A 20,619-nucleotide genomic window follows, 5' to 3' on the forward strand; every position below is an offset into this window, starting at 1 on the left:
GGCCGAGCCCGGGCAGGACGGCGGAGGGGTGGTCGCGCAGTCGAAAGGCGGTCTTTGCTGCGGCGGAGGGCGATTCACGAACGCCCGGCCCGCCGGGCGATCGTTGATCGGCCGTCAGGCGATGATGTCCGGCGTCACCTGGTCGGCCAGCGCGATGATCTTGTCCTTGAGATAGAGCTTGCGCTTCTTCAGCCGCTGGATCTGCAACTGGTCGGCGGCCGCCATGCCCTCCAGCGCGTCGATCGCGGCGTCCAGGTCCCGATGTTCCTGGCGCAGGCGCGCCAGTTCGGCCGCCAACTGGGCATCCTGAACGTCAATCGCGTCGTTCGACATGGCTTAGGCTTGGCTCTCGCAGGCGGCCCGCATTCCGCCCGAACGCACTATGGCTGGGCCGCAAGGGTGCGGCAAGCCGCCTCGTCGGATCGCATGCCGTGCCCCTTGGTCACCCAAATTTTGCCGTCTCTTTGGTTTGCCATTCCGTTGCGCCAGACGGTGTGTCACACTCATGTCGCGAAAGACCAATGGAGGTTTCGCAATGGCCTTGCAGTCCCATTTGGTGGAACTCGAGCGTCGGCATCAGGCTCTCGAGAAGGAAATCGAGCAGGAGATGCATCATCCTTCCACCGACGATTTGCGACTAGCCGAACTCAAGCGACGCAAGCTCCAACTAAAAGACGAAATAGAGCGCCTGCGACAAGCTACAGTTAAACCAACGTTGCATTAAACTCGCGATTGTTACGGGGACAGCGTAACCAGAATCATCGCCGCCGCGGGATCCGAAACGGATCGCGGCGGCTTTTGCTTTCAGGGGCCGGCGCCCGAATCGACGCAGCCCCGGCGGGCCACGGGCACCGAATCCGCCGACGCAAACCGCCGCCCCGATGCGGCCATCGTGGTTGTGCATAGGCTCGCGGCGTCCCATGTGGTAGACGCAGCGCCGGGCGCGATGCCCGCACCACACACCAGACGGCCGCCAATGACCACCGCTCCCCTCGACATGCCGCGTCCCGCGGCGCCGCACGCCATGACGCAGGCCGAGCCAGGTCGCCTTCCGTCGCTCGTGGGCCTCACGCGCGCCGGCCTGGGTGAAGCGCTGCTGGCCGCCGGCGTACCCGAGCGCGAGATCCGCATGCGCGTCGGGCAGCTCTGGCACTGGATCTATTTCCGCGGCGCAACCTCGTTCGAAGCCATGACCAACGTGGGCAAGGGCCTGCGCGCGACGCTGGCCACCCGCTACAGCCTCGCCCGCCCGGAGGTCGTGACCGAGCAGGTGTCGGTGGACGGCACGCGCAAATGGCTCATGCGCATGCCGTCGACCGGGCCGCACGACCGCGGCGCGGAAATCGAGGCCGTCTACATCCCCGAGTCCGATCGCGGCACGCTGTGCGTCTCGTCCCAGGTGGGCTGCACGCTGACCTGCACGTTCTGCCACACCGGCACGCAGAAGCTCGTCCGCAACCTGTCGGCCGCCGAGATCGTCGCCCAGCTCATCGTGGCGCGCGATCGCCTGGGCGACTGGCCGGGCGGCGTCCGCCCCACCGACGGCCTCGTGCCGGATGCCGAGCGGGCGGTGTCCAACATCGTCTTCATGGGCATGGGCGAGCCGCTCTACAATTTCGAGAACGTCCGCGACGCCACCGAGGTCCTGTCGGACGGGGAGGGGCTTTCGCTGTCGCGGCGCCGGATCACGCTGTCGACGTCCGGCGTGGTGCCGATGATCGAGCGGGCGGGCGACGAGATCGGCTCGATGCTCGCCATCTCGCTGCATGCCGTGCGCGACGAACTGCGCAACGAACTCGTGCCGCTCAACAAGAAATATCCGATCGCGGACCTGCTCGACGCCTGCCGGAACTATCCCGGCCTGTCCAACGCGCGCCGCATCACCTTCGAATACGTGATGCTCAAGGGCGTCAACGACAGCCTGGCGGAAGCGCGCGAACTGGTGCGGCTCCTGAAGGGCATCCCGGCCAAGATCAACCTCATCCCCTTCAATCCCTGGCCGGGCACGCGCTACGAATGCTCCGACTGGGACCAGATCGAGGCCTTCTCGGAGGTGGTGTTCAGGGCCGGCTACGCATCGCCCGTCCGCACCCCGCGCGGGCGCGACATCCTGGCGGCGTGCGGGCAGCTGAAGAGCGAGACCGAGAAGCTGCGGGCCCGCGCCCGCCTCATGCTGGAGAGCGGCATCGGCGCCGAAGGCTTCTTCATGGGCGCGAGCGACGACTGATCGCCATGCGCCGCTTCTTCATCGTCATCATCGGCCTCGTCCTCTCCGTGGCGGCCGGCATGCTCTTCCTGGCCATCGGGGGCCTCATGTTCCCGGCCACGCGCGAGATTGCCGCCGACCTGACGATCACGGGCGTCCTGTCGACCCTCGGCGCGCTGGCCGCGGCCGATTCACCCGACCGCGTCTGGGGCGTGTTCGTGGTGGCGTTCTGGACGCTCACGGCAGCACTGCTCGTCCTGCCGCCGGTCCTGACCGGCCTGATCGGCGAGGCGGCGGGCGTGCGCAGCTACGTCTGGTACGCCGGCGGGGCGGGCTTTCTCACCGCGGCGTTGGCGTGGTGGGGCCACGCGTCGGGCCTCGGCCCCGATCCCAGCGAAATGCGCGTCCTGACGCTTCTCTTCCTGACCGGCGCCGTCGCGGGCTTCGTGTACTGGCTCGTGGCCGGCAAGGATGCCGGCCGCAGCGTCGCCTGATCCGCCAGCCTCCACCCCCCGTGGCGGGCCCGTCTCGACACGCCTTGACGCAGCGCGCGGCTTGGCGTTGATCTGCCATCCGATTTCCCGGGAGGTCCCATGATCCGCTCGCCCCTGATGACCGTGACGGTCGACGCCGTGATGAAGGCCGCCAAGGGTCTGCGCCGCGACTTCGGCGAGATCGAGAACCTGCAGGTCTCGCGCAAGGGACCCGGCGATTTCGTGTCGGCGGCCGACAAGAAGGCCGAGAAGGTCCTCCACGAGGCTCTGCTGAAGGCGCGGCCCGACTACGGCTTCGTGATGGAGGAAAGCGGCATCGTGGAGGGCAAGGACCCGGCCCACCGCTGGCACATCGATCCGCTGGACGGGACCACCAACTTTCTCCACGGCCTGCCGCACTGGGCGATCTCGGTCGCGCTGGAGCGCGAGGGCACCATCGTCGCGGGCGTCATCTACGACGTCGCCAAGGACGAGCTCTTCATCGCCGAGCGCGGCAAGGGCGCCTTCCTCAACAACAAGCGGATGCGCGTCTCGGGCCGCACCGACGTGGTGGACTGCGTCGTCGCCACGGGCATTCCCTCGATCGGGCGGCGGGACCATCCCGGCTACCTGAAGCAGCTGCGCCTGGTGATGATGCAGACCTCGGGCGTGCGCCGCTTCGGCTCCGCCGCGCTGGACCTCGCCTATGTGGCGGCCGGCCGGTACGACGCCTATTGGGAGCAGGGCCTGAACTCGTGGGACATGGCCGCGGGCGCCCTCATGGTTCGCGAGGCCGGCGGCTTCGTGGGCGATGCCTACGGCAAGGACGAGGTGCTGGGCGCCGACACCATCGTGGCGGGCAACGAGACCATGCACCGGGCCCTCCTCGCCATGCTCAAGGAGGCCCGGTCTCAGGCCTGACCGGGCCGAGCCTGCCGGATCGCAAGACCTTTTCGGTCGTTACGCTTGATTGCCGCGGGCCGGGCGGCGAACATGGCTAGACCGCAGGCACGTGAGTCTCATGGCGACGATTCTCGACACGCACCGCCTCTCGACACCGCGCATCTACCTGGTGCGCATGCTGGTGTTCGTGATCCTGTCCGGATTGCTCGCCACGATCCTCTATCGGTCCATCGTGGTCGCGTTCTTCGCCAATCCCGGCCTCAACGGCGTGATCGTCGCCGTGCTCGGCATCGGCATCATCCTGGCGTTCCGGCAGGTGATCCGGCTGTTCCGCGAGGTCCGCTGGGTCAATGCCTTCCGGATGGCGGAGCCGGGCCTCGTGCCCCAGCAGCCGCCCGTGCTGCTGATGCCGATGGCCACGCTGCTTTCGAAGGGGCGCGCCGGCATCTCCACCCTCACGCTGCGCTCGATCCTGGATTCGGTGGGGGTCCGCCTCGACGAATCGCGCGACATCAGCCGCTACCTTACCGGCTTGCTCGTGTTCCTCGGCCTGCTCGGCACCTTCTGGGGTCTGCTCGAGACGGTCTCGTCGGTCGGCAAGGTCATCGAGACCATGAAGTCGGGGGCCGATGCCGCCAACATGTTCGAGGACCTGAAGCGGGGCCTCGCCGCGCCGCTGGCCGGCATGGGCATCTCCTTCTCGTCCTCGCTGTTCGGCCTCGCCGGCTCGCTGGTGCTGGGCTTCCTCGACCTGCAGGCGGGCCAGGCCCAGAACCGCTTCTACAGCGAGCTCGAGGACTGGCTGTCCACCATCGTCACCGAGAGCGGTGCCGAGCTTCTCCCGCCCGGCGAGATGGGCCAGGACCTGCGGGCCACGCTCGAACGGCTCGCCTCGGCCACCGAGGGCGTCGGCAGCCGCTCCACCAACGCGGCTCTCGCCAACCTGGCGGAAGGCATCCAGGCGCTCGTCCACCACATGCGCAGCGAGCAGCAGCTCATCCGTGACTGGGTCGAGGCCCAGGCGGCGCGCGAAGTCGAACTCAAGCGCACGCTCGACCGGCTCGCCGGGGGACCCGGCTCGTGATCGGTTCGCGCGGGCGGCGGTCCTGGCGCGGGGTCGACTACTGGCCCGGCTTCGTCGACGCGCTCTCGACGCTGGTCCTGTCGATCGTCTTCCTGCTGTCGGTCTTCATGCTGGCGCAGTTCTTCCTCAGCCAGCAGGTGACCGACAAGGACACCGCGCTGACCAGGCTCACGCGCCAGCTCGCCGAGCTGAACGACCTGCTCGCGCTCGAGAAGATCAACCGCAAGACCCTCGAGGACAATCTCTCGCTGCTCTCCGACACGCTGAAGAGCACCGAGGCGGACAAGACGCGCCTGCAGGGCCTGCTGGACAGCAGCGCCGCCAGCGCCGCCAGCGCCGGCGGCCAGGCCGCCGCCGTGGTCAAGCAGCTCGACGCAGAGAAGCAGGTCTCGGCCCGCGCCCTGGCCCAGGTCGAGATCCTCAACCAGCAGATCGCCGCGCTGCGCCGCCAGCTCGCCGCGCTGGAGAGCGCGCTGGATGCGTCCGAGCAGCGCGACCGGGAATCCCAGGCGCGCATCGCCGATCTCGGCTCGCGGCTGAACGTGGCGCTCGCCCAGAAGGTCCAGGAGCTCGCACGCTATCGCAGCGAGTTCTTCGGCCGGCTGCGCACGCTTCTCGGCAACCGCTCGGACATCCGCGTGGTGGGCGACCGCTTCGTGTTCCAGTCGGAGGTGCTGTTCGACGTGGGGCAGGCCGGCGTCAATCCGGCCGGGCAGGCCGAGCTCGACAGGCTCGCCAGCGCGCTCGTCGATCTCGACAAGGAGATCCCGGCCGACATCCCGTGGGTGCTGCGCGTCGACGGGCACACGGACAAGCGTCCCCTCTCGGGCCAGGGCCAGTTCAAGTCGAACTGGGACCTGTCCGCGGCCCGCGCCATCTCCGTCGTGCGCTACATGGTCGACAAGGGCGTCCCGCCCCAGCGGCTGGTCGCGGCCGGCTTCGGCGAGTTCCAGCCCCTCGAGCTGGGCGACAGCGACGAGGCCCTGCGCCGCAACCGCCGCATCGAGCTCAAGCTGACCGAACGGTGAGCGCGCCCGTCACGCTGCGCGACCTGCGCGAAGGTGACTTCGGTGCCATCCTGGATCTGTGGACGGCGGGCTGGTCGCGCACGTTGCCCGACACCGACTTCGCCGCGCGCCGCCCGTGGATGGACGAGCGCCTGCGCCAGCACCTGGCCGAGGGCGCCGTCGCCCGCGGCATGGAGCGGGAAGGCCGTCTGGTCGGGTTCGTGGTGGTCAATCCGGTGACGGGCTACCTGGACCAGATTGCCGTGGCACCGGATGCCTGGGGCAGCGGGCTGGCCCGGGCGCTTCTCGACGAGGCGCGGCGGATCTCCCCTGCGGGTCTCGGCCTCCACGTCAACCAGAACAACCCCCGCGCCGTCCGCTTCTACGAGCGCGAGGGTTTCGTGCGCGTGGGCGAGGGCCTCAACCCGCGCTCGGGCCTGCCCATCTGGGAGTACCGCTGGACGCCGTGAGGCGCCTGCGGGCAGGTCCTGGAGGCCGTGCGGCCCTACTCCGCCGCCCGCTCCATCCCCAGCGCGGCCGCCCCGGCCTCGAACTGCAGTCGCGCCAGGCGGGCGTACAGGCCACCCGCGTTGACCAGGGTGGCGTGGGTGCCTTCCTCGACGATGCGCCCGCCGTCCATCACCAGGATGCGGTCGGCCTTGAGCACGGTGGCGAGGCGGTGGGCGATGACGATGGTCGTGCGGCCCTCCATGAGCCGGTCCAGAGCCTCCTGGACCAGGGTCTCGCTCTCGGCGTCGAGCGCCGAGGTCGCCTCGTCGAGGAGCAGGATCGGAGCGTCGCGCAGGATGGCCCGCGCGATCGCGAGCCGCTGGCGCTGGCCCCCGGACAGGGTCACGCCGCGCTCGCCGATCCGCGACCCGTAGCCCTGCGGCAGCGCGCGGATGAAGCCGTCTGCGGCGGCCAGCTCGGCGGCCTTCTGCACCTCGGCATCGCTGGCGTGTGGCCGGCCATAGCGGATGTTCTCCTCAACCGTCGCGCCGAACACCACCGGATCCTGCGGCACGAAGGCGATCCGCTCGCGCAGCGCCTGGGGATCGACGTCCGTCACCGGCAGACCATCGACGACCACCTGCCCCGACTGCGGATCGTAGAAGCGCAGGATGAGCTGGACGATGGTGCTCTTGCCGGCGCCCGATGGCCCGACGATGGCCACCCGCTCGCCCGAGGCGACCGAGAAGCTGAGCCGGTGCAGCACCGGATCCTCGGCCCGCGTCGGATAGGCGAAGGTGACGCTCTGAAAGTCCACCGTGCCCAGCGCGGGCGTGGGAAGCGGCTTGGGATCGCGCGGCGCGCGGATCTTCGGCTCGATCGACAGGATCTCCGCGATGCGCCCGGCGGCGCCCGCGGCCGAGCTGACTTCGCTCCAGACCTGCGAGAGTTCGCCCAGCGCCCCGGCGCCGAACACGGCGTAGAGGACGAACTGCGAGAGGCGCCCTGCCGTGATGCGGTCCGCCATGACGTCCTGCGCGCCGTACCACAGCACGGCCACGACGCTGGCGAAGATGAGGAAGATCGCGACCGCGGTCAGCATGGAGCGGGCCAGCGTCGCGGCGCGGGCGGTCTCGAAGGCGTCTTCCGCCGCGCGAGCAAAGCGCGCCACGGTGGAACGCTCCGCCGTGAAGGCCTGCATCACGCGGGTGGCGCCCACGGCCTCGGTGGCGTAGGCGGAGGCGTCCGCCAGCCTGTCCTGGGCGAGGCGCGAGCGCTGGCGCACCGAGCGACCGGAGGCGACCAGCGGCAGCACGATGACCGGGATGGCGAGCAGCACGAGGCCGGAGAGCTTCGGGCTGGTGATCACCATCATGACGATGGCGCCGATGAAGAGCACGAGGTTGCGCAGCGCGACCGAGGCGCTGGCGCCGAAGGCCGACTTGATCTGCGTGGTGTCGGCGGTGAGCCGGGACACGATCTCGCCGGACTTCACCGTGTCGTAGAAACCGGGGTCGAGGCGCGTCAGGTGGTCGAAGACCGCGGAGCGCACGTCCGCCATCACCCGCTCGCCCAGCGTCATCACCAGGTAGTAGCGCGCGGCGCTGGCGCAGGCGAGCACGCCCACGACGGCGATCATGACGCCGAAGTACTGGTCGATCAGGGCGGCCTGGTCGGCCTGGAAGCCGTAGTCGATGATCCGCCGCACGGCCATCGGGATGATCAGCGTCGCGCCGGAGGCCATGACCAGCGCGATGAGCGCGGCCACGATCCGCCCGCGGTAGCGCAGGGCGTAGGGCAGGAGGGGCAGCAGGGACCGCAGGGACGTGCGGTCGGCACGCGCATCGCTCCCGGTGGTCCCGGAGGCGGCGCCGGCCGGGCCGCCCGGGGCGGAAGTGCCGGCGGTAGCGGGGGAAACGCTCATCGACAGTCCTTCGATCGTGACCCGCCCCTGGGGGCAGGCGCATGCGGCGACTTGTGCCGGATGGCAGGCTGCGCTATAGGGCGCCAACTCATCCGATGGGCTCTATAACGCTATCGGGCCGCGACGGCGACCTCGAAGGACTACGATCATGAAGGCTGACATCCATCCCGACTACCACACCATCAAGGTCGTGATGACGGACGGCACCGAGTTCTTCACGCGCTCCACCTGGGGCAAGGAAGGCGACACGATGCAGCTCGACATCGACTCGAAGTCGCATCCGGCCTGGACCGGCGGTCAGCAGCAGCTGATGGACCGCGGTGGCCGCCTGTCGCGCTTCAACAACAAGTTCGGCGGCTTCGGGCTCGCCCGCAAGTAAGCGGCTCCGGCCGGGCCCGGCCCGGCCGATCCCCTGCCACGACGCAAAAAAGCCCCGGCTTGCCGGGGCTTTTCGTGTTTCCTGAGCGGCAAAGCCGGTCAGCGGCGGAACGCGCTCTGCAGCATCGCGAGCTGGCGCTCGACCGGGTTCGGCGGCGCCGGCACTTCCTCGGCGCGGCCTTCCATCAGGTCGTCGAGGTGCATCACGCGCGCCTGCAGGCGCATGGACTGGTTGATCAGGTCCTGCAGCGTCGCCGGCAGGGCCTCCACGGCATCGGGGCCGTTCACGGTGTTCTGATGGGACAGGCGCACCTTGTCCTTCTGGCGGCGGGCATCGTCGCCCGTCAGCTCTCCCTCGGCCACCGCGCGCTGGAGCAGCAGCCAGGAGGCCACCTGCATGAGGCGCGTGGTCAGCCGCATGCTCTCGCTGGCATAGGCCAGCGCAAGCATCCGCGGCAGGCCCTTCGACTCGTCGCGGCCGGGACCATCCAGGTAGGCCGCGGTCGCCTCCACGAGGGCCATGCCCTCGCGGAACAGCGCCCGGAAGGCATCTGACTTCACGAAGGAGTGCGCAAAGGACACGGTGGCGTCGGGCATGGCGTCCGAAACTTCAGTCTGCAAGGCGATTCACTCCCGACGCGGCAATGGTCCCGTGCGTCTCGTGGTCGGCACGGCACGTGTCTCTCAACGTCTCGACCCTACATCGGGACGCTTCGTCACGCTTTCGCAACGTCTCGTTAACCCTAACACGACGGGCAGCGGTTGTAAGGGTCCTAGGCCGACAGCCCAGGGGCGCAGCAGGAGGGCAGGCGGATGATCGACTTCACCTGGGGCCCAACGGGCGCCGCGCGGCAAGGGGACGGTCGACGATTGGTTGTGGTCGTCGACGTGCTGAGTTTCAGCACCGCGGCCAGCGTGGTCGTCGACCGGGGCGGATCCGTCGTGCCCTTCCCCTCGGGCGACCGCTCTGCCGCACGGGCGCTCGCCGCCGAGAGGGGCCTGACGCTGGCCGGGCGCCGCGACGAGGGCGGCCTCAGCCTGTCGCCCGCGAGCCTCCTGGCCGCGCCCGCCGGAACGCGCCTGCTGCTCCCCTCGCCGAACGGCTCGCGCATCTGCGCCGAGGCCTCACGCCACGGGGCCACCGTGGCCGTCGGCTGCCTGCGCAACGCCAGTGCCGTGGCCCGCTACGCCCGCGAGCGCTTCGCTGCTCAGGACGTCTGCATCGTGGCCGCCGGCGAGCGCTGGCCCGACGCAACCCTGCGACCTGCCATTGAGGACGAACTGGGCGCGGGCGCCATCCTGGACGGGCTGGAAGGCTCGTTCACGCCGGAGGCCGACCTCGTGCTGAGCACCTACCGCGCCGTGAGGGAGCGGGTGGCCGATCTGGTGAGGTCATCCATCTCGGGGCGTGAATTGCGGGATCGGGGTTTTGGCGCGGATGTCGACATGGCGCTCGAGCGCGATGCCAGTCCTGGTGTGCCGATCCTCGTCGACGGCGAACTCGTCGCCGCACGGACGATCGGCTGAGCGCAGCGCATTGCACCGACCGCCGGCCCGGGGCCACCTCGCCGACGCGCAACGCAAAGCTACTCGGGATCGAAGGGGCGCGGGTCCGCAACCTCCATGCCATGCCGGCGCAGGACCACGGCGTGAGCTGCAAGGGTCGAGAGCACGATGCGCCCGCGCGGCACCATGCATGGCGCGCAACCCATCCCCCAATGACGCACGGCCACTCCGGCCTTGCACCGGTCGGATCCATTGCTCATGCTCGCTCCCGGCCGCCTGGAACGCTCCGCAAACGGGGCGCGATGCTGCGGACCTTGATCGCGCGCCCGCGACGCACGCGCCTGGGGAGGATACGACGTGGAAAAGCCGGCGACCGTTCTTGTCGTTGGGGCGACTGCCCTTCTGGCCCTTGGCCTTTTTTCGGGAGCGGGCGGCGCCCGGGCCGCCGGCGAGCTGGCGCCGTCCGGCCCGGCAACGGCCCCGGTGCAGCTGGCGCAGGCCGGATCGGCCATGCGACCCGTGTCCTGGTCTGAAAATCAGGTGGCTCGCGGCGAGAAACTGTTCAAGGAAGTCTGTGCCGATTGCCATGGGGCAAGCCTGCGAGGCGGGATGAACGGCGGTCCACCCCTGACCGGCTCGGCCTTCACCCAGAAATACCTGGACGGCACGCCGGTCTCGGCCTTGTTCGCATTCAGCAGCAACCTGATGCCTCCGGACGGACCCGGGCAATACTCCCCGGCCGAGTATGTCGACCTGATCGCCTTCATCCTGCGCGAGAACGGGATCGAGTCGTCGGGGGCGCCCATGCCCACGAACCCCGTCGCGCTCGACAAGATGATCGTCCAGAAGTGAGGCGCACGACCGCGGGTCGGGCGCGCGTCCCGGATCGCCGCCCGCGATGATCGGACCCGAGCTCACCGTCCAGCTCGTGGCCATGCGTCTCCTGGCAGGCGTGCTCATCGCCGTCGTCCATGGCTCGGCCGTGGCGTATGCGGCGGTCATGCTGGGCGACCAGGGTCCTCGGCACGACGGCCGCACGCAGGTGTTGAGCGGGCGTCACGTCAGCCTTCCGGGGCTGGGGGCGCTCATGCTGACGGGGTTCGGCTGGGCGGCGCCGGTGGCCATCGACGGCGACCGGCTGAGAGGCGGCCGGCTGGCCCTCGTCCTTCCGCCGCTCGCCGGGTCGGCCGCCCTCCTGCTGCTCGGGTTCACCCTGCTGCTGTTCGCCGGGCCGGCCTTGCGCTCGCTCGACGTCACGTCCGGGGTTGCCATCGCCGCCTTCGTGCGCGTGGCGGGTCGGCTTTGCGTCTGGATCGCCCTGTTCAGCCTCGTGCCCGTCCCGCCGCTCGCGGGCGCCCATCTGCTGGAGGCGCTCGGCCTGCGGCTTCCTGCGTGGACCAGTGCGGTCATGGCGGTGGCGCTGACGCTGGCGTCCCTGGCGGGGATCACGGCGTCGATCCTCACGCCGGCCTATCGGGTGATCGCGCCACTCGTCCTGGGCGGCGCCGTTGCGCTCACGGACTGAGCGGCGCACCGGAATAGCGCCGCAGGATCGCCGCCGTGGTGCCGCTCGCCTCGAGGTCGTGAAGGGCGCCGCCGATGGCCCGCTTGAGGGTCAGGTCACCCTTCCACAGGCCGAAGACGAGACCGTACCGCTGCAGGCTCGGCGGGGCCCAGGCCACCGGCCAGCGCTGCTCGTCGGCGAGGCGGCTCGCCAGCAACGCCTCGGTGACACCGGCGTCGAAACGGCGCGCGGTCAGTCCGGCCACCAACTCGTCGGCGGTCCGCACCACCACGATCCGCGCGCCGCGATCGCGCAGCAGACTGGCGAGGCCGATGCGGTCGAAGCCGGAGACGGGGGCCAGGACGCCGATGGTCCGGTCCGTCCAGTCGTTCAGCGGTTGCGGCGAGATCACGGCCCAGCCCGTGCGGGCGTGCGGCGGTGAGGTCTCGAGGAACGAGCGCGTCTGCTGCGAATCCACCACCCCTCCGGCGATCACCTGGCACTGCGCCCGGGTGAGCCCCCAGTTGCGGGGGTTGAAATCGCGTCCGATGGCGTCGTTGACGTTCAATGCGAGGTCGACGCCGAGGCGTGCGGCCACGGCTTTCAAGAGCTCGATGTCGATGCCCGGGCGATCGGGGTTCCCGGTCACCAGGGGCGGATAGGTGGCGGGTGTGCAGGCGCGCAGGGCGCCGCTGGCCCGGACCTCGTGCAGCGCATTGTCCGGCGGCAGGAACGTGACGGCCAGCAGGAGTCCGACGATCACCCCGATGGCACCGAAGTTTCTCGCCAGGCGACGCGGATCCGGCATGGCCGCCTCAGGCCCGTCCGAAGTCGTACAGCGCGATGGAGAACAGGATGACCGCGGCTGCCACGACCACGCCGATGCCCATCCACATCGGGAACTGGTGATAGCCGATGAGGACACCCCGCAGGGCATCGACCGCATAAGTCAGAGGATTGTAGGTGACGATCGTCACCAGCCATTCCGGATAGGTGACGTAGGTCTGGTCCTTGGACAACGAGGGATCGAGCGGGAACATCGAGCTCGACGTGAAGTAGAGCGGCATGATGACGGCGTTCGAGAACACGCCGAAGCCTTCGAACGTGCGGATCCGGTTTGCAATCACCACCCCGAGCGAAGTCACCGCGAACGACAGGATCGCCATCAGTCCGAGGGCCTGAACCGCGCCCAGGATCGTGAGGGGAATGTCGGCGAAGCGTGCCAGGAGGAGGACCAGGCACCCATGCATGAGCGCCACCGTGCTGCCGCCCAGGATCTTGCCCAGCAGAATCGTGGTGCGCGACAGCGGCGAGGTCAGAACCTCGCGCATGAAGCCGAACTGCCGGTCCCAGACGACCGATACGGCCGACTGGACGGACGTGAACATGACGTTCAGGGCCACGACCCCGGGGAAGATGAACTGCAGGTAGGTGAACGGGACCACGAAGGAGGCCTGGCCGTAGACCTCCCCTCGAAAGTACGGATTGAGCCCGATCCCGAGGATGAGCACCCACAGGATCGGCCGGCTCGCGCCACCGATCAGCTGGCCGCGGTCTCGGATGGCGCGGATCACCTCGCGCAGCCACAGGCCATAGAGCCCCCCGAGCTGCGCGGCGAGCCACGAACGCCGGACACCGGCACCGTCTCCCCGGCTCATCGGGTATGCTCCCCGCCGCGCTTGCCGAACGCCAGCGTCACCTCGCGGCCATCGGCGGCGCGGTCGCGCAGCTCCCGTCCGGTCAGTGACAGAAATGCGGTCTCCAGGCTGGGGGTCTCCGTCGAGATCGCCCGCACGCGCTGGCCGAACTGGTCGAGAAAGCTCTCGATGAACGCCTCGTCCGCGCGCAGGGCGATCTCCCCGCCGCGTTGGTGCGCGATCCTGTCGGCGAAGCGCTCGAGGATGGCGTCCCGATCGGACTCGGACCGCGGCGTGCAGACCAGCATCTGCTCGCCTTGCTGACGGCGCAGCGCGGCGGGCGTATCGATCGCCAGGACCTTTCCCTTGTCGATGATGCAGACCCGGTCGGCGTCCTCCACCTCCTCGATGTAGTGGGTGGTGACCAGCACGGTGAGCTGGCGCTCGGCCTTGAGCCGCCGCACATACTCCCACATCCGGGCACGACTCTGGGCGTCCAGGCCGGCAGTCGGCTCGTCGAGCAGCATGATTTCGGAGTCGTGGATCAAGGCCCGCGCGATCTCCAGGCGGCGCTTCATTCCCGACGAGAGCGCCCGAGCAGGCTTGTCGGCCCAGTCGGTGAGATCGACCATGGCGAGCATCTCGGTGATGCGCTGGCGCCGTAGCGACCGGGGCACGCCGAACACGAGCCCGTGGATCTCGAGGTTCTCGCGCACCGTGAGACGGTCGTCGAGGCTCGGCTCCTGGAAGACGATGCCCAGCCGGCTGCGAGCCTCGAGCGGCGCGCGCGCCACGTCGAACCCGGCAACCTCGGCCACGCCACTGTCAGGGGCGAGGATCGTGCACAGGATGTGCATGAGCGTCGTCTTCCCGGCGCCGTTGGGACCGAGCAGGGCGAAGATCTCGTTGCGCGGCACGGTGAAACCGACGCCGTCGAGCGCCAGCGTGCGTCCGTAGCGCTTCGACACCGCGGCGACGCGGATCGCTGGTCCCGCCATGGGCGTCATCGTGGCTTGCCCCCGGCCTGGGCGGCGAACTTCGCGGCGATCGCGGCCAGGGAGCCGTCGGACGTCAACGCCGCGATGGCCTGGTCGATCGCGTTGCGCAGGAACGTGTTCTGGCGAAGCATCAGACCCCCGACCCCGAGGGTCGTTGGCGGAAGGGGATCGGGGGCAATGACCCTGAACGACGCGACGGCCGCGTTGGTCTTCTGCAGGGCTCGGAAGCTCGGATCCCAGACGAGGGCCACGTCCGCCGCGCCGCTCGCGAGGCCCTCGAGCGCCATCTGGTCGGTACCATAGGGGAAGATCGGCCAACGCTTCGCCGGTGCGAGGCTCAGATTGTAGCTCGCCAAGCGCACGTGGGCGCTGGTTCCGCCGGTCGCCGCGATGGGCCGCCCGGGCGGAAGGTCGCCCAAGCTCCGCAGGTCGGGCTTTGCCGTCACGAACAGATAGGAGACCTGCGTGTAGGCGCGCGTGAGGCCCACCCAAGGCGGGTAGCCGCCCGGGATGAGCTTGAAACCCATCACGACATCGCACTGCTGCAGCAGGATCGAGTACAGCCGCGTCAGATCCTCGACCTCGAACGTGTTGGGGATCACGTAGCGCTGTGGCTGGAGAAGCAGCGCGCGGGCAATCGCCTCGGCGACATCGCCGTCCTGCTCGAAGCCGGGATCGCGCGGATCGACGCAGTAGCGAAACTGCGAGTCGTCGACCCGGCGCCCCATCGTCCACTCGCCATAGGCATAAGGCTGGTCGTTATAGAACTCCGGCTCCAGCTGCGCGTGCGCCTCCCGGGGACCCGCGACGGCCAGAAGGCTCGCGAGGCACAGCCCGGCAGCGCGCAGGACAACGCGGAACACGGACAAACCCGCTCCTCGTGGACGGTGAGACGGACCGGTCGTCCGGTCCGTCTCGTGGGAGTTCACGCCGGGCGCCCTTGCGCCGTCATTCCACCGCGAAGACGTAGACCTCGTGGGGGTTGTGCGCCGGCAGCGCGATGTCGGGCGTGATCAGCTTCAGGCGTCCCAGCCCCGACGACCAGTTGGTCACGACCGCGATGTACTGCTTGCCGTCGGCCATGTAGGAGATCGGGAACGACTCGATCGAGTTGGGAAAGGTCGGGCTGGTCCACAGCAACTGACCAGTCGTGTCGTCGAAGGCCAGAAGCTTGCGGTCGAGCGTTCCCACGAAGACGAGGCCGCCGCCGGTCGGCAGGGTCGACGTCGTCACGGGCGCGTACTGACGATACATCCAGGCATCGGTGCGGTCGTCGAGCTTGACGGCGCGGACCTGGCCGATCTTGCCGTCGCTGTTGGGAACCGGCACCCGGTTGTAGGTCGCAAGGCCGCCGCCAGTGTAGACCTGCCCCGGATCGAGCGGGTTGAGAACCGTGTTCGAGCAGAACTCCACGGTGGGCATGTAGAGCATGCGGGTCTTCGGGCTGTAGGACGTGGCCTGCCAGGCACGACCGCCGGGGTCGGCCGGGCAGTTGAACGTCGTCTGGCCGATCTGCGGGATGACGGCCGGATTGATCGTCTTCGCGCCGGTCTTGGGATCGATCGACTGCACCACGTTCTGCGGCACGGTCTCCTTGTGCCACAGCCATTCGCCGTTGGTCCGGTCGATGGCCTCGATGATGCCGAGCTTGCCCGTCGTCACCACGGTCTTGCGCGTCTGGCCGTTGACCGGAAGGTCCAGGATCAGGCGCTCGTAGACGTAGTCGAGGTCGAGCGTGTCGTTCTGCAGGTACTGATGGTACCACTTGAGCTTGCCGCTCGTCGGATCGATGGCGAGCGTGGAGTCCGTGTACAGCGCGTTGTTGGTGTACTTCGCGTCGGCATTCTTCGGCAGGAGGCCGTTGAGGACGGCCGGCCACGGATAGGGCTGGCCCACGCCCGCGAAGAACAGGTTCTGTTCGACGTCATAGGACCCCGCGATCCAGGCGGACGCGCCGTAGCGAGCCTCCACCGGGACGCCGTTCCAGCTGTTGCCTTCGGGCGTGTCGCCGCGTGCGATCGTGTTGACGCGCCACAGTTCCTTGCCGGTCTTCGTGTCGTGACCGGAGAAGAAGCAGCCGCCCGGCTGCGCGTTGGAGCAGTTCGTCATCCCCTGGATGAGGACGCCGTTGGCGACCAGCGGGCCGCTGGTGTAGCCCCAGCCCTTCTTCACGTCGGCGACCTGCTGGTCCCAGACGAGCTTGCCCGTCTTGGCGTTGATGGCCAGGATATGGGCGTCGCGGGTCGCAACGTAGAGGTTGTCGCCGTAGATGGCCTTGTTGCGCACGCCGTTGGGCAGCACGCCTTCGGGCAGCCGATGCTGGTACTGCCACAGCAGTTGGCCCGTGGCGGCGTTGATCGCCTGGATCAGATGGGTCGAGTTCTGGATGTACATGACGCCGTCGTGCACGAGCGGCGTTTCCTGCGTCGTGCCGCCGGGCGTCATGCCCCATGACCAGACGAGTTTCAGGTTCTTGACATTGGACTTGTTGATCTGGTCGAGCGGGCTGTAGCCCCAGCCGTCGTAGGTCCGGCGCCACTGCAGCCAGTCCCCGTCCGGAGGGTTCTTCAGCATGTCGTCGGTCACCGTGGTGACCCGGCTCGCCAGATTGTTTGCCGCAGGCGTCTGGGCGAGCGCCATCGTGGCAGTCACGACCGTGAGCGATGTGGCAAGAATCGTCGAACGCAGCAGCGCTTGCGCGATCATTGCTTCCCCCCATGTGTGTTCGGTTCGCCCAATGGCGAACTCTGTTTCTGCACGTCTCGATGCTTTGTAGACGCGCGTTAACTTCATAGCACGGCGCCAGTGCTCGTCCTACGCGGAGGACGCTAAGGCGCCATGCAGGAAGCGCAGTTGAGCCCACTGATTACTGAGTTCCGGGGCTGCGGGCCGGCTTGCAAACGCCTCCTCGCACCACCCCACAAAAAAGGCCGCCCCGAGAGGCGGCCTGAAGGTTGAATTACAGGGAGGCGTCAAACAGAGTGGACAGGAGCCACTCGTCCGGATCATTCCGGACACCCAGATTCATAGACGCGAAAGCCTAACGCAGCGTTAAATCGGTAGAGGTTGATGAGTTGTGGCAACTTGTGGTTTGCCAAATCTCAGATCACGAACGCGAGATCTTCTACTTCAGCGCTTGAAGAATGCATCGGCGGCGGCGCGGGAGGCGAGCTTCGCGGCGCGGGCTTCTTCCAGGCGGGTGATCTCGGAGCGCAACAGGGCGACGCGCTCGTCGAGTTCGTCGACCGACAGCATGGCGACGTCCTGCCCGAGCTCGTGCGAGGTCGGCCTGGGTCGGGGTTCGGCTTCGGCGAAGGGGTCGGCCATGGTCTTCACTCCTTTCGCAGGTCGTCCGCCGGAGGGAGCCTCGCGACGACTGCCCCGTTGGCTTAGGGTGCGCAGCCTTCAGGATAGGGACAACACGCGCCGCGCCTCAAGCCGCGACGCTGCCGCAAGGAGACCGAGCATGACCGCGACCATGGCGCCGACCGCCACGATGACCGCCATCGAGATCCGGGCGCCCGGGGCCCCGGAGGTGCTGGTCCCAGGCATCCGGCCCGTGCCGCAGCCGGGGCCGGGCGAGATCCTGGTGCGCGTGGCGGCGGCCGGCGTCAACCGGCCCGACGTCATCCAGCGCAAGGGCTTCTACCCGCCGCCGCCCGGAGCCTCCGACATTCCCGGCCTCGAGATCGCCGGTACCGTGGTCGCCTGCGGGCCGGGCGCGACGCGCTACGGCGTGGGCGACACGGTGTGCGCGCTGGTGGCGGGCGGCGGCTACGCGCAATACTGCCCGGTACACGAGGACAATGCGCTGCCGATCCCGGCCGGGCTGTCCTTCGTCGAGGCGGCGGCCGTCCCCGAGACGTTCTTCACCGTCTGGACCAACGTCTTCGAACGCGGCCGGCTGCGGGCGGGCGAGCGGTTCCTCGTCCATGGGGGCACGTCCGGCATCGGCACCACGGCCATCATGCTGGCCAAGGCCTTCGGCGCCACCGTCTACGCGACGGCGGGCAGCGACGAGAAATGCGACGCCTGCCGCGCCCTCGGCGCCGACGGCGCGTTCAACTACCGCACGCAGGACTTCGTGGCCGAAGCGAAGGCCGCGACGGGCGGGGCAGGGGTCGACGTCATCCTCGACATGGTGGGCGGGGACTACATCGGCCGCAACTACGAGGCCGCCGCCGTCGACGGCCGGATCGTGCAGATCGCCTTCCAGGGCCCGTCCACGGCGCAGGTGGACTTCCGCCGGCTGATGTTCAAGCGCCTCACGCACACGGGCTCCACCTTGCGCAGCCGCAGCGTGGCGGAAAAGGCCGAGATCGCCCGGGCGCTGGCGGACAAGGTCTGGCCGCTGCTGGCGGCGGGGCGCTGCAAACCCGTGATCCACGCCGTGCTGCCCCTCGACCAGGCGGCCGCGGCCCACGCGCTCATGGAAAGCAGCACCCACATCGGCAAGATCGTGCTCGAGACGGGGCAGGCCTGAGAGCGCGGAGGATAGCCGCAAGCGTCAATTGCATCGCTTCTCGCAAAGGCCTATATACGGCGCCAATCCCCTTTCAGTCTGGCGACTTGGGGCTCCGGCCGGAAGGCCCGGTCGGAGCGCGAGGCGCCTTGGCCTCGTTCCGGCGAGGGAGCCCAGGAGAAGGACCCATGAGCACTGGACCGCTGATGCCGAAGGCGACGGCCGTATGGCTCGTCGACAACACCTCGCTCTCGTTCGAGCAGATCGCCGACTTCTGCAAGCTCCACCCGCTCGAGGTGAAGGGCATCGCGGACGGCGAAGTGGCCGCGGGCATCAAGGGCCTCGATCCCGTCGTGGCCGGCCAGCTCACCCGCGAGGAGATCGCGAAGGCCGAGGGCGACACGGGCTACCGCATGAAGCTTGCGGTCTCCACCGTCCGCCTGCCCGAGCAGAAGCGCAAGAAGGGCCCGCGCTACACGCCGCTGTCGCGCCGCCAAGATCGCCCGAACGCCATCCTCTGGCTGCTGCGCAACCACCCGGAGCTGAAGGACGCGCAGATCATGCGCCTCGTCGGCACCACCAAGACCACGATCCAGCAGATCCGCGACCGCACCCACTGGAACGCGGCCACCCTGGCGCCGATGGATCCCGTGACGCTCGGCCTGTGCTCGCAGATCGACCTCGACTTCGAGGTCGCCCGCGCCGCCAAGGACCGCCCGGCCGTCGTGGAAGAGGCGAGCCAGACGCTGCTGCCGGCCGAGGTCACCACGGCCCGCGAGCCGGTGGCCCAGCCCTTCGCCAACCTTCAGGCGCCCAAGCCGAAGGAAGAGGAGGCGCTCGACGTCGAGTCGGTGTTCGCCAAGCTCAAGCAGCTCAAGACGAACGAGTAACGCGCACTTCTGCACGCGCAAGGTGAAGGCCGGGCTCCAGCCCGGCCTTTTGCGTTTGACCGGGCGGTGTTTTGCCGTTTACCGGGCGTTAACCATGCGAATGATCGTTCGAAAGCCACATTCCTGGGAAAGCTTCCGGCAAGGTTGATGGAACCTTCGCTTAACCATGCCCGCCTTATGCGTCGGTCTCGGGAGTGCTGGGGGCCAGAGACTTTCGGCCCAAGGCATGCTGCGAAGCGGTGAGAACCGTCCTTTCGACCGACAGCATGCGATCACCATGACGAGATCGATGAGGAGTTCCCCATGCCGGGACTGATGCGCATCACCCATGCTGCGAAGCTCGCCTTCGCCCTTTCCGCCGCGCTGACGCTCGCGGCGTGTTCGTCGAACAAGGCGGCAGACGGGGCGGGCGGCCCGGGTGGCGCCGGCCTGGCGGGCGGCGGCGTGGCGACGCCGGGCTCCGCCCAGGACTTCGTCGTGAACGTCGGCGATCGCGTGTTCTTCGAGACCGACTCCACCGACCTGACCTCCACGGCCACGGCCACGCTCGACAAGCAGGCCGCCTGGCTCAGCCAGTACCCGCGCTACTCCATCACCATGGAAGGCCATGCGGACGAGCGTGGCACCCGCGAGTACAACTTCGCGCTCGGCGCGCGCCGCGCGCAGGCCGCCCGCGACTACCTCGCCACGCGCGGCATCAGCGCCTCGCGCATCAAGACGATCTCCTACGGCAAGGAACGTCCGGTCGCGGTGTGCGACGACATCTCCTGCTGGTCCCAGAACCGCCGCGCGGTCACCGTCCTGGGCGGCGCCGCCGGCATGTGACGCCTCCGGGGTCGCCGGGGCGGGGTGAGGCACCCCTTCCGGCGGCCCCCTTCATGCGCGAAGCCCCGCCATACTCCAGCGCGGCCGCGGACATATTTTGGTCTCCGCGACGCTTCATGTTAGGAGGCGTCCATGCCAGACCCCGTCCGACAGGCCGCCATGATCCGTCGCTTCGTCCCGTTCGGCCGCGCCCTGCGCGCGCTCCTGCCCCTGATCGCGCTGACGATCCTGCCTCTGGCGCCTGCCAGGGCCCAGGACGCCGCCGAACTGCTGCTGCAACAGGGCCCCCTCCAGCGCCAGGTCCCCACGCTCCCGCGCCAGATCGCACACCTGCCCCTCCCGCACCAGCGCCCCCCCGCCCCCCTCCAGACG

24 protein-coding genes are annotated in these 20,619 nt (G+C 68.9%); 15 read left to right on the top strand and 9 right to left on the bottom strand.

Features of this window, described 5'->3' with window-relative positions; all coding sequences use genetic code 11:
* Positions 1 to 114: 114 nt before the first annotated feature.
* A complete protein-coding gene (locus Q0Q47_RS25675) occupies positions 115 to 333 on the bottom strand; it encodes a DUF465 domain-containing protein (RefSeq protein WP_293866958.1) in 219 nt (72 codons plus the stop codon).
* 202 nt (positions 334 to 535) lie between these two features.
* On the opposite strand from Q0Q47_RS25675, the gene Q0Q47_RS25680 reads away from it, so the two are divergent.
* The 7 genes from Q0Q47_RS25680 (at position 536) to Q0Q47_RS25710 (ending at position 6,143) form a co-directional block, all read left to right on the top strand.
* Positions 536 to 724, top strand: coding sequence for a DUF465 domain-containing protein (locus tag Q0Q47_RS25680; RefSeq protein WP_293866961.1), 189 nt, complete (start codon positions 536 to 538; stop codon positions 722 to 724).
* Positions 725 to 997: 273 nt separating this feature from the next.
* Positions 998 to 2,227, top strand: coding sequence for a 23S rRNA (adenine(2503)-C(2))-methyltransferase RlmN (gene rlmN / locus Q0Q47_RS25685; protein ID WP_293867026.1), 1,230 nt, complete (start codon positions 998 to 1,000; stop codon positions 2,225 to 2,227).
* A gap of 5 nt (positions 2,228 to 2,232) precedes the next feature.
* Positions 2,233 to 2,700 (top strand): hypothetical protein, encoded by a 468-nt coding sequence (locus tag Q0Q47_RS25690; protein WP_293866964.1) that lies wholly within the window; start codon positions 2,233 to 2,235, stop codon positions 2,698 to 2,700.
* Positions 2,701 to 2,799: 99 nt separating this feature from the next.
* Positions 2,800 to 3,600: an inositol monophosphatase family protein gene (locus Q0Q47_RS25695; RefSeq protein WP_293866967.1), complete on the top strand. Its 801-nt coding sequence runs from the start codon at positions 2,800 to 2,802 to the stop codon at positions 3,598 to 3,600.
* 100 nt (positions 3,601 to 3,700) lie between these two features.
* A complete protein-coding gene (locus Q0Q47_RS25700) occupies positions 3,701 to 4,666 on the top strand; it encodes a flagellar motor protein MotA (RefSeq protein ID WP_293866970.1) in 966 nt (321 codons plus the stop codon).
* Complete coding sequence (locus tag Q0Q47_RS25705; protein ID WP_293866973.1) at positions 4,663 to 5,694, top strand: peptidoglycan -binding protein; 1,032 nt, start codon at positions 4,663 to 4,665, stop codon at positions 5,692 to 5,694. Before Q0Q47_RS25700 ends, Q0Q47_RS25705 begins: the two co-directional genes overlap by 4 nt.
* Positions 5,691 to 6,143: a GNAT family N-acetyltransferase gene (locus Q0Q47_RS25710; RefSeq protein WP_293866976.1), complete on the top strand. Its 453-nt coding sequence runs from the start codon at positions 5,691 to 5,693 to the stop codon at positions 6,141 to 6,143. Before Q0Q47_RS25705 ends, Q0Q47_RS25710 begins: the two co-directional genes overlap by 4 nt.
* A gap of 35 nt (positions 6,144 to 6,178) precedes the next feature.
* On the opposite strand, the gene Q0Q47_RS25715 is transcribed toward Q0Q47_RS25710, so the two are convergent.
* A complete protein-coding gene (locus Q0Q47_RS25715; RefSeq protein WP_293866979.1) occupies positions 6,179 to 8,047 on the bottom strand; it encodes an ABC transporter transmembrane domain-containing protein in 1,869 nt (622 codons plus the stop codon).
* Positions 8,048 to 8,195: 148 nt separating this feature from the next.
* Between Q0Q47_RS25715 and rpmE the strand changes: the two genes are divergently transcribed.
* Positions 8,196 to 8,426, top strand: coding sequence for a 50S ribosomal protein L31 (gene rpmE, locus Q0Q47_RS25720; protein ID WP_293866982.1), 231 nt, complete (start codon positions 8,196 to 8,198; stop codon positions 8,424 to 8,426).
* Positions 8,427 to 8,524: 98 nt separating this feature from the next.
* Here rpmE and Q0Q47_RS25725 read toward each other — a convergent pair whose 3' ends face one another.
* The gene (locus Q0Q47_RS25725) at positions 8,525 to 9,022 is read right to left on the bottom strand and encodes a DUF1465 family protein (protein WP_293867029.1); all 498 of its coding nucleotides are present in this window, start codon (positions 9,020 to 9,022) and stop codon (positions 8,525 to 8,527) included.
* Between the two features lie 216 nt (positions 9,023 to 9,238).
* Here Q0Q47_RS25725 and Q0Q47_RS25730 point away from each other — a divergent pair, with 216 nt between their 5' ends.
* From Q0Q47_RS25730 to Q0Q47_RS25740, 3 genes are all read left to right on the top strand, one after another.
* Positions 9,239 to 9,952, top strand: a complete 714-nt coding sequence (locus Q0Q47_RS25730) for a 2-phosphosulfolactate phosphatase (protein ID WP_293866985.1) — start codon at positions 9,239 to 9,241, stop codon at positions 9,950 to 9,952.
* A gap of 336 nt (positions 9,953 to 10,288) precedes the next feature.
* Positions 10,289 to 10,783, top strand: coding sequence for a cytochrome c (locus Q0Q47_RS25735; protein ID WP_293866988.1), 495 nt, complete (start codon positions 10,289 to 10,291; stop codon positions 10,781 to 10,783).
* Between the two features lie 46 nt (positions 10,784 to 10,829).
* Positions 10,830 to 11,456, top strand: coding sequence for a hypothetical protein (locus tag Q0Q47_RS25740; RefSeq protein ID WP_293866991.1), 627 nt, complete (start codon positions 10,830 to 10,832; stop codon positions 11,454 to 11,456).
* Here the strand turns inward: Q0Q47_RS25740 and Q0Q47_RS25745 are convergent.
* The 6 genes from Q0Q47_RS25745 to Q0Q47_RS25770 all read right to left on the bottom strand — a co-directional run bounded on the left by Q0Q47_RS25745 (position 11,446) and on the right by Q0Q47_RS25770 (position 17,397).
* Positions 11,446 to 12,243 carry an ABC transporter substrate-binding protein gene (locus tag Q0Q47_RS25745; protein WP_293866994.1) on the bottom strand — a complete coding sequence of 266 codons (798 nt, stop codon included), beginning with the start codon at positions 12,241 to 12,243 and terminating at the stop codon, positions 11,446 to 11,448. The genes Q0Q47_RS25740 and Q0Q47_RS25745 overlap by 11 nt on opposite strands.
* A 7-nt stretch (positions 12,244 to 12,250) precedes the next feature.
* The gene (locus Q0Q47_RS25750) at positions 12,251 to 13,093 is read right to left on the bottom strand and encodes an ABC transporter permease (RefSeq protein ID WP_293866997.1); all 843 of its coding nucleotides are present in this window, start codon (positions 13,091 to 13,093) and stop codon (positions 12,251 to 12,253) included.
* Positions 13,090 to 14,070 carry an ABC transporter ATP-binding protein gene (locus Q0Q47_RS25755; protein ID WP_293866999.1) on the bottom strand — a complete coding sequence of 327 codons (981 nt, stop codon included), beginning with the start codon at positions 14,068 to 14,070 and terminating at the stop codon, positions 13,090 to 13,092. The genes Q0Q47_RS25750 and Q0Q47_RS25755 overlap by 4 nt, the downstream gene beginning before the upstream one ends.
* A 5-nt stretch (positions 14,071 to 14,075) precedes the next feature.
* Positions 14,076 to 14,933 (bottom strand): ABC transporter substrate-binding protein, encoded by an 858-nt coding sequence (locus Q0Q47_RS25760; protein WP_293867002.1) that lies wholly within the window; start codon positions 14,931 to 14,933, stop codon positions 14,076 to 14,078.
* Positions 14,934 to 15,018: 85 nt separating this feature from the next.
* Positions 15,019 to 16,776, bottom strand: coding sequence for a PQQ-binding-like beta-propeller repeat protein (locus Q0Q47_RS25765; protein WP_293867005.1), 1,758 nt, complete (start codon positions 16,774 to 16,776; stop codon positions 15,019 to 15,021).
* A gap of 423 nt (positions 16,777 to 17,199) precedes the next feature.
* Positions 17,200 to 17,397, bottom strand: coding sequence for a DUF1192 domain-containing protein (locus tag Q0Q47_RS25770; RefSeq protein ID WP_293867008.1), 198 nt, complete (start codon positions 17,395 to 17,397; stop codon positions 17,200 to 17,202).
* Between the two features lie 139 nt (positions 17,398 to 17,536).
* Here Q0Q47_RS25770 and Q0Q47_RS25775 point away from each other — a divergent pair, with 139 nt between their 5' ends.
* The 4 genes from Q0Q47_RS25775 to Q0Q47_RS25790 form a co-directional block, all read left to right on the top strand.
* Positions 17,537 to 18,553, top strand: coding sequence for an NAD(P)H-quinone oxidoreductase (locus Q0Q47_RS25775; protein WP_293867011.1), 1,017 nt, complete (start codon positions 17,537 to 17,539; stop codon positions 18,551 to 18,553).
* Between the two features lie 167 nt (positions 18,554 to 18,720).
* A complete protein-coding gene (locus Q0Q47_RS25780) occupies positions 18,721 to 19,422 on the top strand; it encodes a DUF1013 domain-containing protein (RefSeq protein WP_293867014.1) in 702 nt (233 codons plus the stop codon).
* A 315-nt stretch (positions 19,423 to 19,737) separates the two neighbouring features.
* Entirely contained in the window at positions 19,738 to 20,247 is a 510-nt protein-coding gene (pal, locus tag Q0Q47_RS25785; RefSeq protein ID WP_293867032.1) for a peptidoglycan-associated lipoprotein Pal, read from the top strand.
* A gap of 132 nt (positions 20,248 to 20,379) precedes the next feature.
* Positions 20,380 to 20,619: hypothetical protein (locus Q0Q47_RS25790; RefSeq protein WP_293867017.1), on the top strand; the 240-nt coding region annotated here is incomplete at its 3' end.

The organism is uncultured Alsobacter sp., assembly GCF_945952055.1.
In the GTDB taxonomy this organism is placed as follows: Bacteria; Pseudomonadota; Alphaproteobacteria; order Rhizobiales; family Beijerinckiaceae; genus Alsobacter.

What these genes read in the sequence shown, in the direction of transcription:
- Q0Q47_RS25675 (WP_293866958.1), bottom strand. Translation starts at nt 333, where the DNA reads ATGTCGAACGACGCGATTGACGTTCAGGATGCCCAGTTGGCGGCCGAA.
- Q0Q47_RS25680 (WP_293866961.1), top strand. Translation starts at nt 536, where the DNA reads ATGGCCTTGCAGTCCCATTTGGTGGAACTCGAGCGTCGGCATCAGGCT.
- rlmN (WP_293867026.1), top strand. Translation starts at nt 998, where the DNA reads ATGCCGCGTCCCGCGGCGCCGCACGCCATGACGCAGGCCGAGCCAGGT.
- Q0Q47_RS25690 (WP_293866964.1), top strand. Translation starts at nt 2,233, where the DNA reads ATGCGCCGCTTCTTCATCGTCATCATCGGCCTCGTCCTCTCCGTGGCG.
- Q0Q47_RS25695 (WP_293866967.1), top strand. Translation starts at nt 2,800, where the DNA reads ATGATCCGCTCGCCCCTGATGACCGTGACGGTCGACGCCGTGATGAAG.
- Q0Q47_RS25700 (WP_293866970.1), top strand. Translation starts at nt 3,701, where the DNA reads ATGGCGACGATTCTCGACACGCACCGCCTCTCGACACCGCGCATCTAC.
- Q0Q47_RS25715 (WP_293866979.1), bottom strand. Translation starts at nt 8,047, where the DNA reads ATGAGCGTTTCCCCCGCTACCGCCGGCACTTCCGCCCCGGGCGGCCCG.
- rpmE (WP_293866982.1), top strand. Translation starts at nt 8,196, where the DNA reads ATGAAGGCTGACATCCATCCCGACTACCACACCATCAAGGTCGTGATG.
- Q0Q47_RS25725 (WP_293867029.1), bottom strand. Translation starts at nt 9,022, where the DNA reads ATGCCCGACGCCACCGTGTCCTTTGCGCACTCCTTCGTGAAGTCAGAT.
- Q0Q47_RS25730 (WP_293866985.1), top strand. Translation starts at nt 9,239, where the DNA reads ATGATCGACTTCACCTGGGGCCCAACGGGCGCCGCGCGGCAAGGGGAC.
- Q0Q47_RS25740 (WP_293866991.1), top strand. Translation starts at nt 10,830, where the DNA reads ATGATCGGACCCGAGCTCACCGTCCAGCTCGTGGCCATGCGTCTCCTG.
- Q0Q47_RS25745 (WP_293866994.1), bottom strand. Translation starts at nt 12,243, where the DNA reads ATGCCGGATCCGCGTCGCCTGGCGAGAAACTTCGGTGCCATCGGGGTG.
- Q0Q47_RS25750 (WP_293866997.1), bottom strand. Translation starts at nt 13,093, where the DNA reads ATGAGCCGGGGAGACGGTGCCGGTGTCCGGCGTTCGTGGCTCGCCGCG.
- Q0Q47_RS25755 (WP_293866999.1), bottom strand. Translation starts at nt 14,070, where the DNA reads ATGGCGGGACCAGCGATCCGCGTCGCCGCGGTGTCGAAGCGCTACGGA.
- Q0Q47_RS25765 (WP_293867005.1), bottom strand. Translation starts at nt 16,776, where the DNA reads ATGATCGCGCAAGCGCTGCTGCGTTCGACGATTCTTGCCACATCGCTC.
- Q0Q47_RS25770 (WP_293867008.1), bottom strand. Translation starts at nt 17,397, where the DNA reads ATGGCCGACCCCTTCGCCGAAGCCGAACCCCGACCCAGGCCGACCTCG.
- Q0Q47_RS25775 (WP_293867011.1), top strand. Translation starts at nt 17,537, where the DNA reads ATGACCGCGACCATGGCGCCGACCGCCACGATGACCGCCATCGAGATC.
- Q0Q47_RS25780 (WP_293867014.1), top strand. Translation starts at nt 18,721, where the DNA reads ATGAGCACTGGACCGCTGATGCCGAAGGCGACGGCCGTATGGCTCGTC.
- pal (WP_293867032.1), top strand. Translation starts at nt 19,738, where the DNA reads ATGCGCATCACCCATGCTGCGAAGCTCGCCTTCGCCCTTTCCGCCGCG.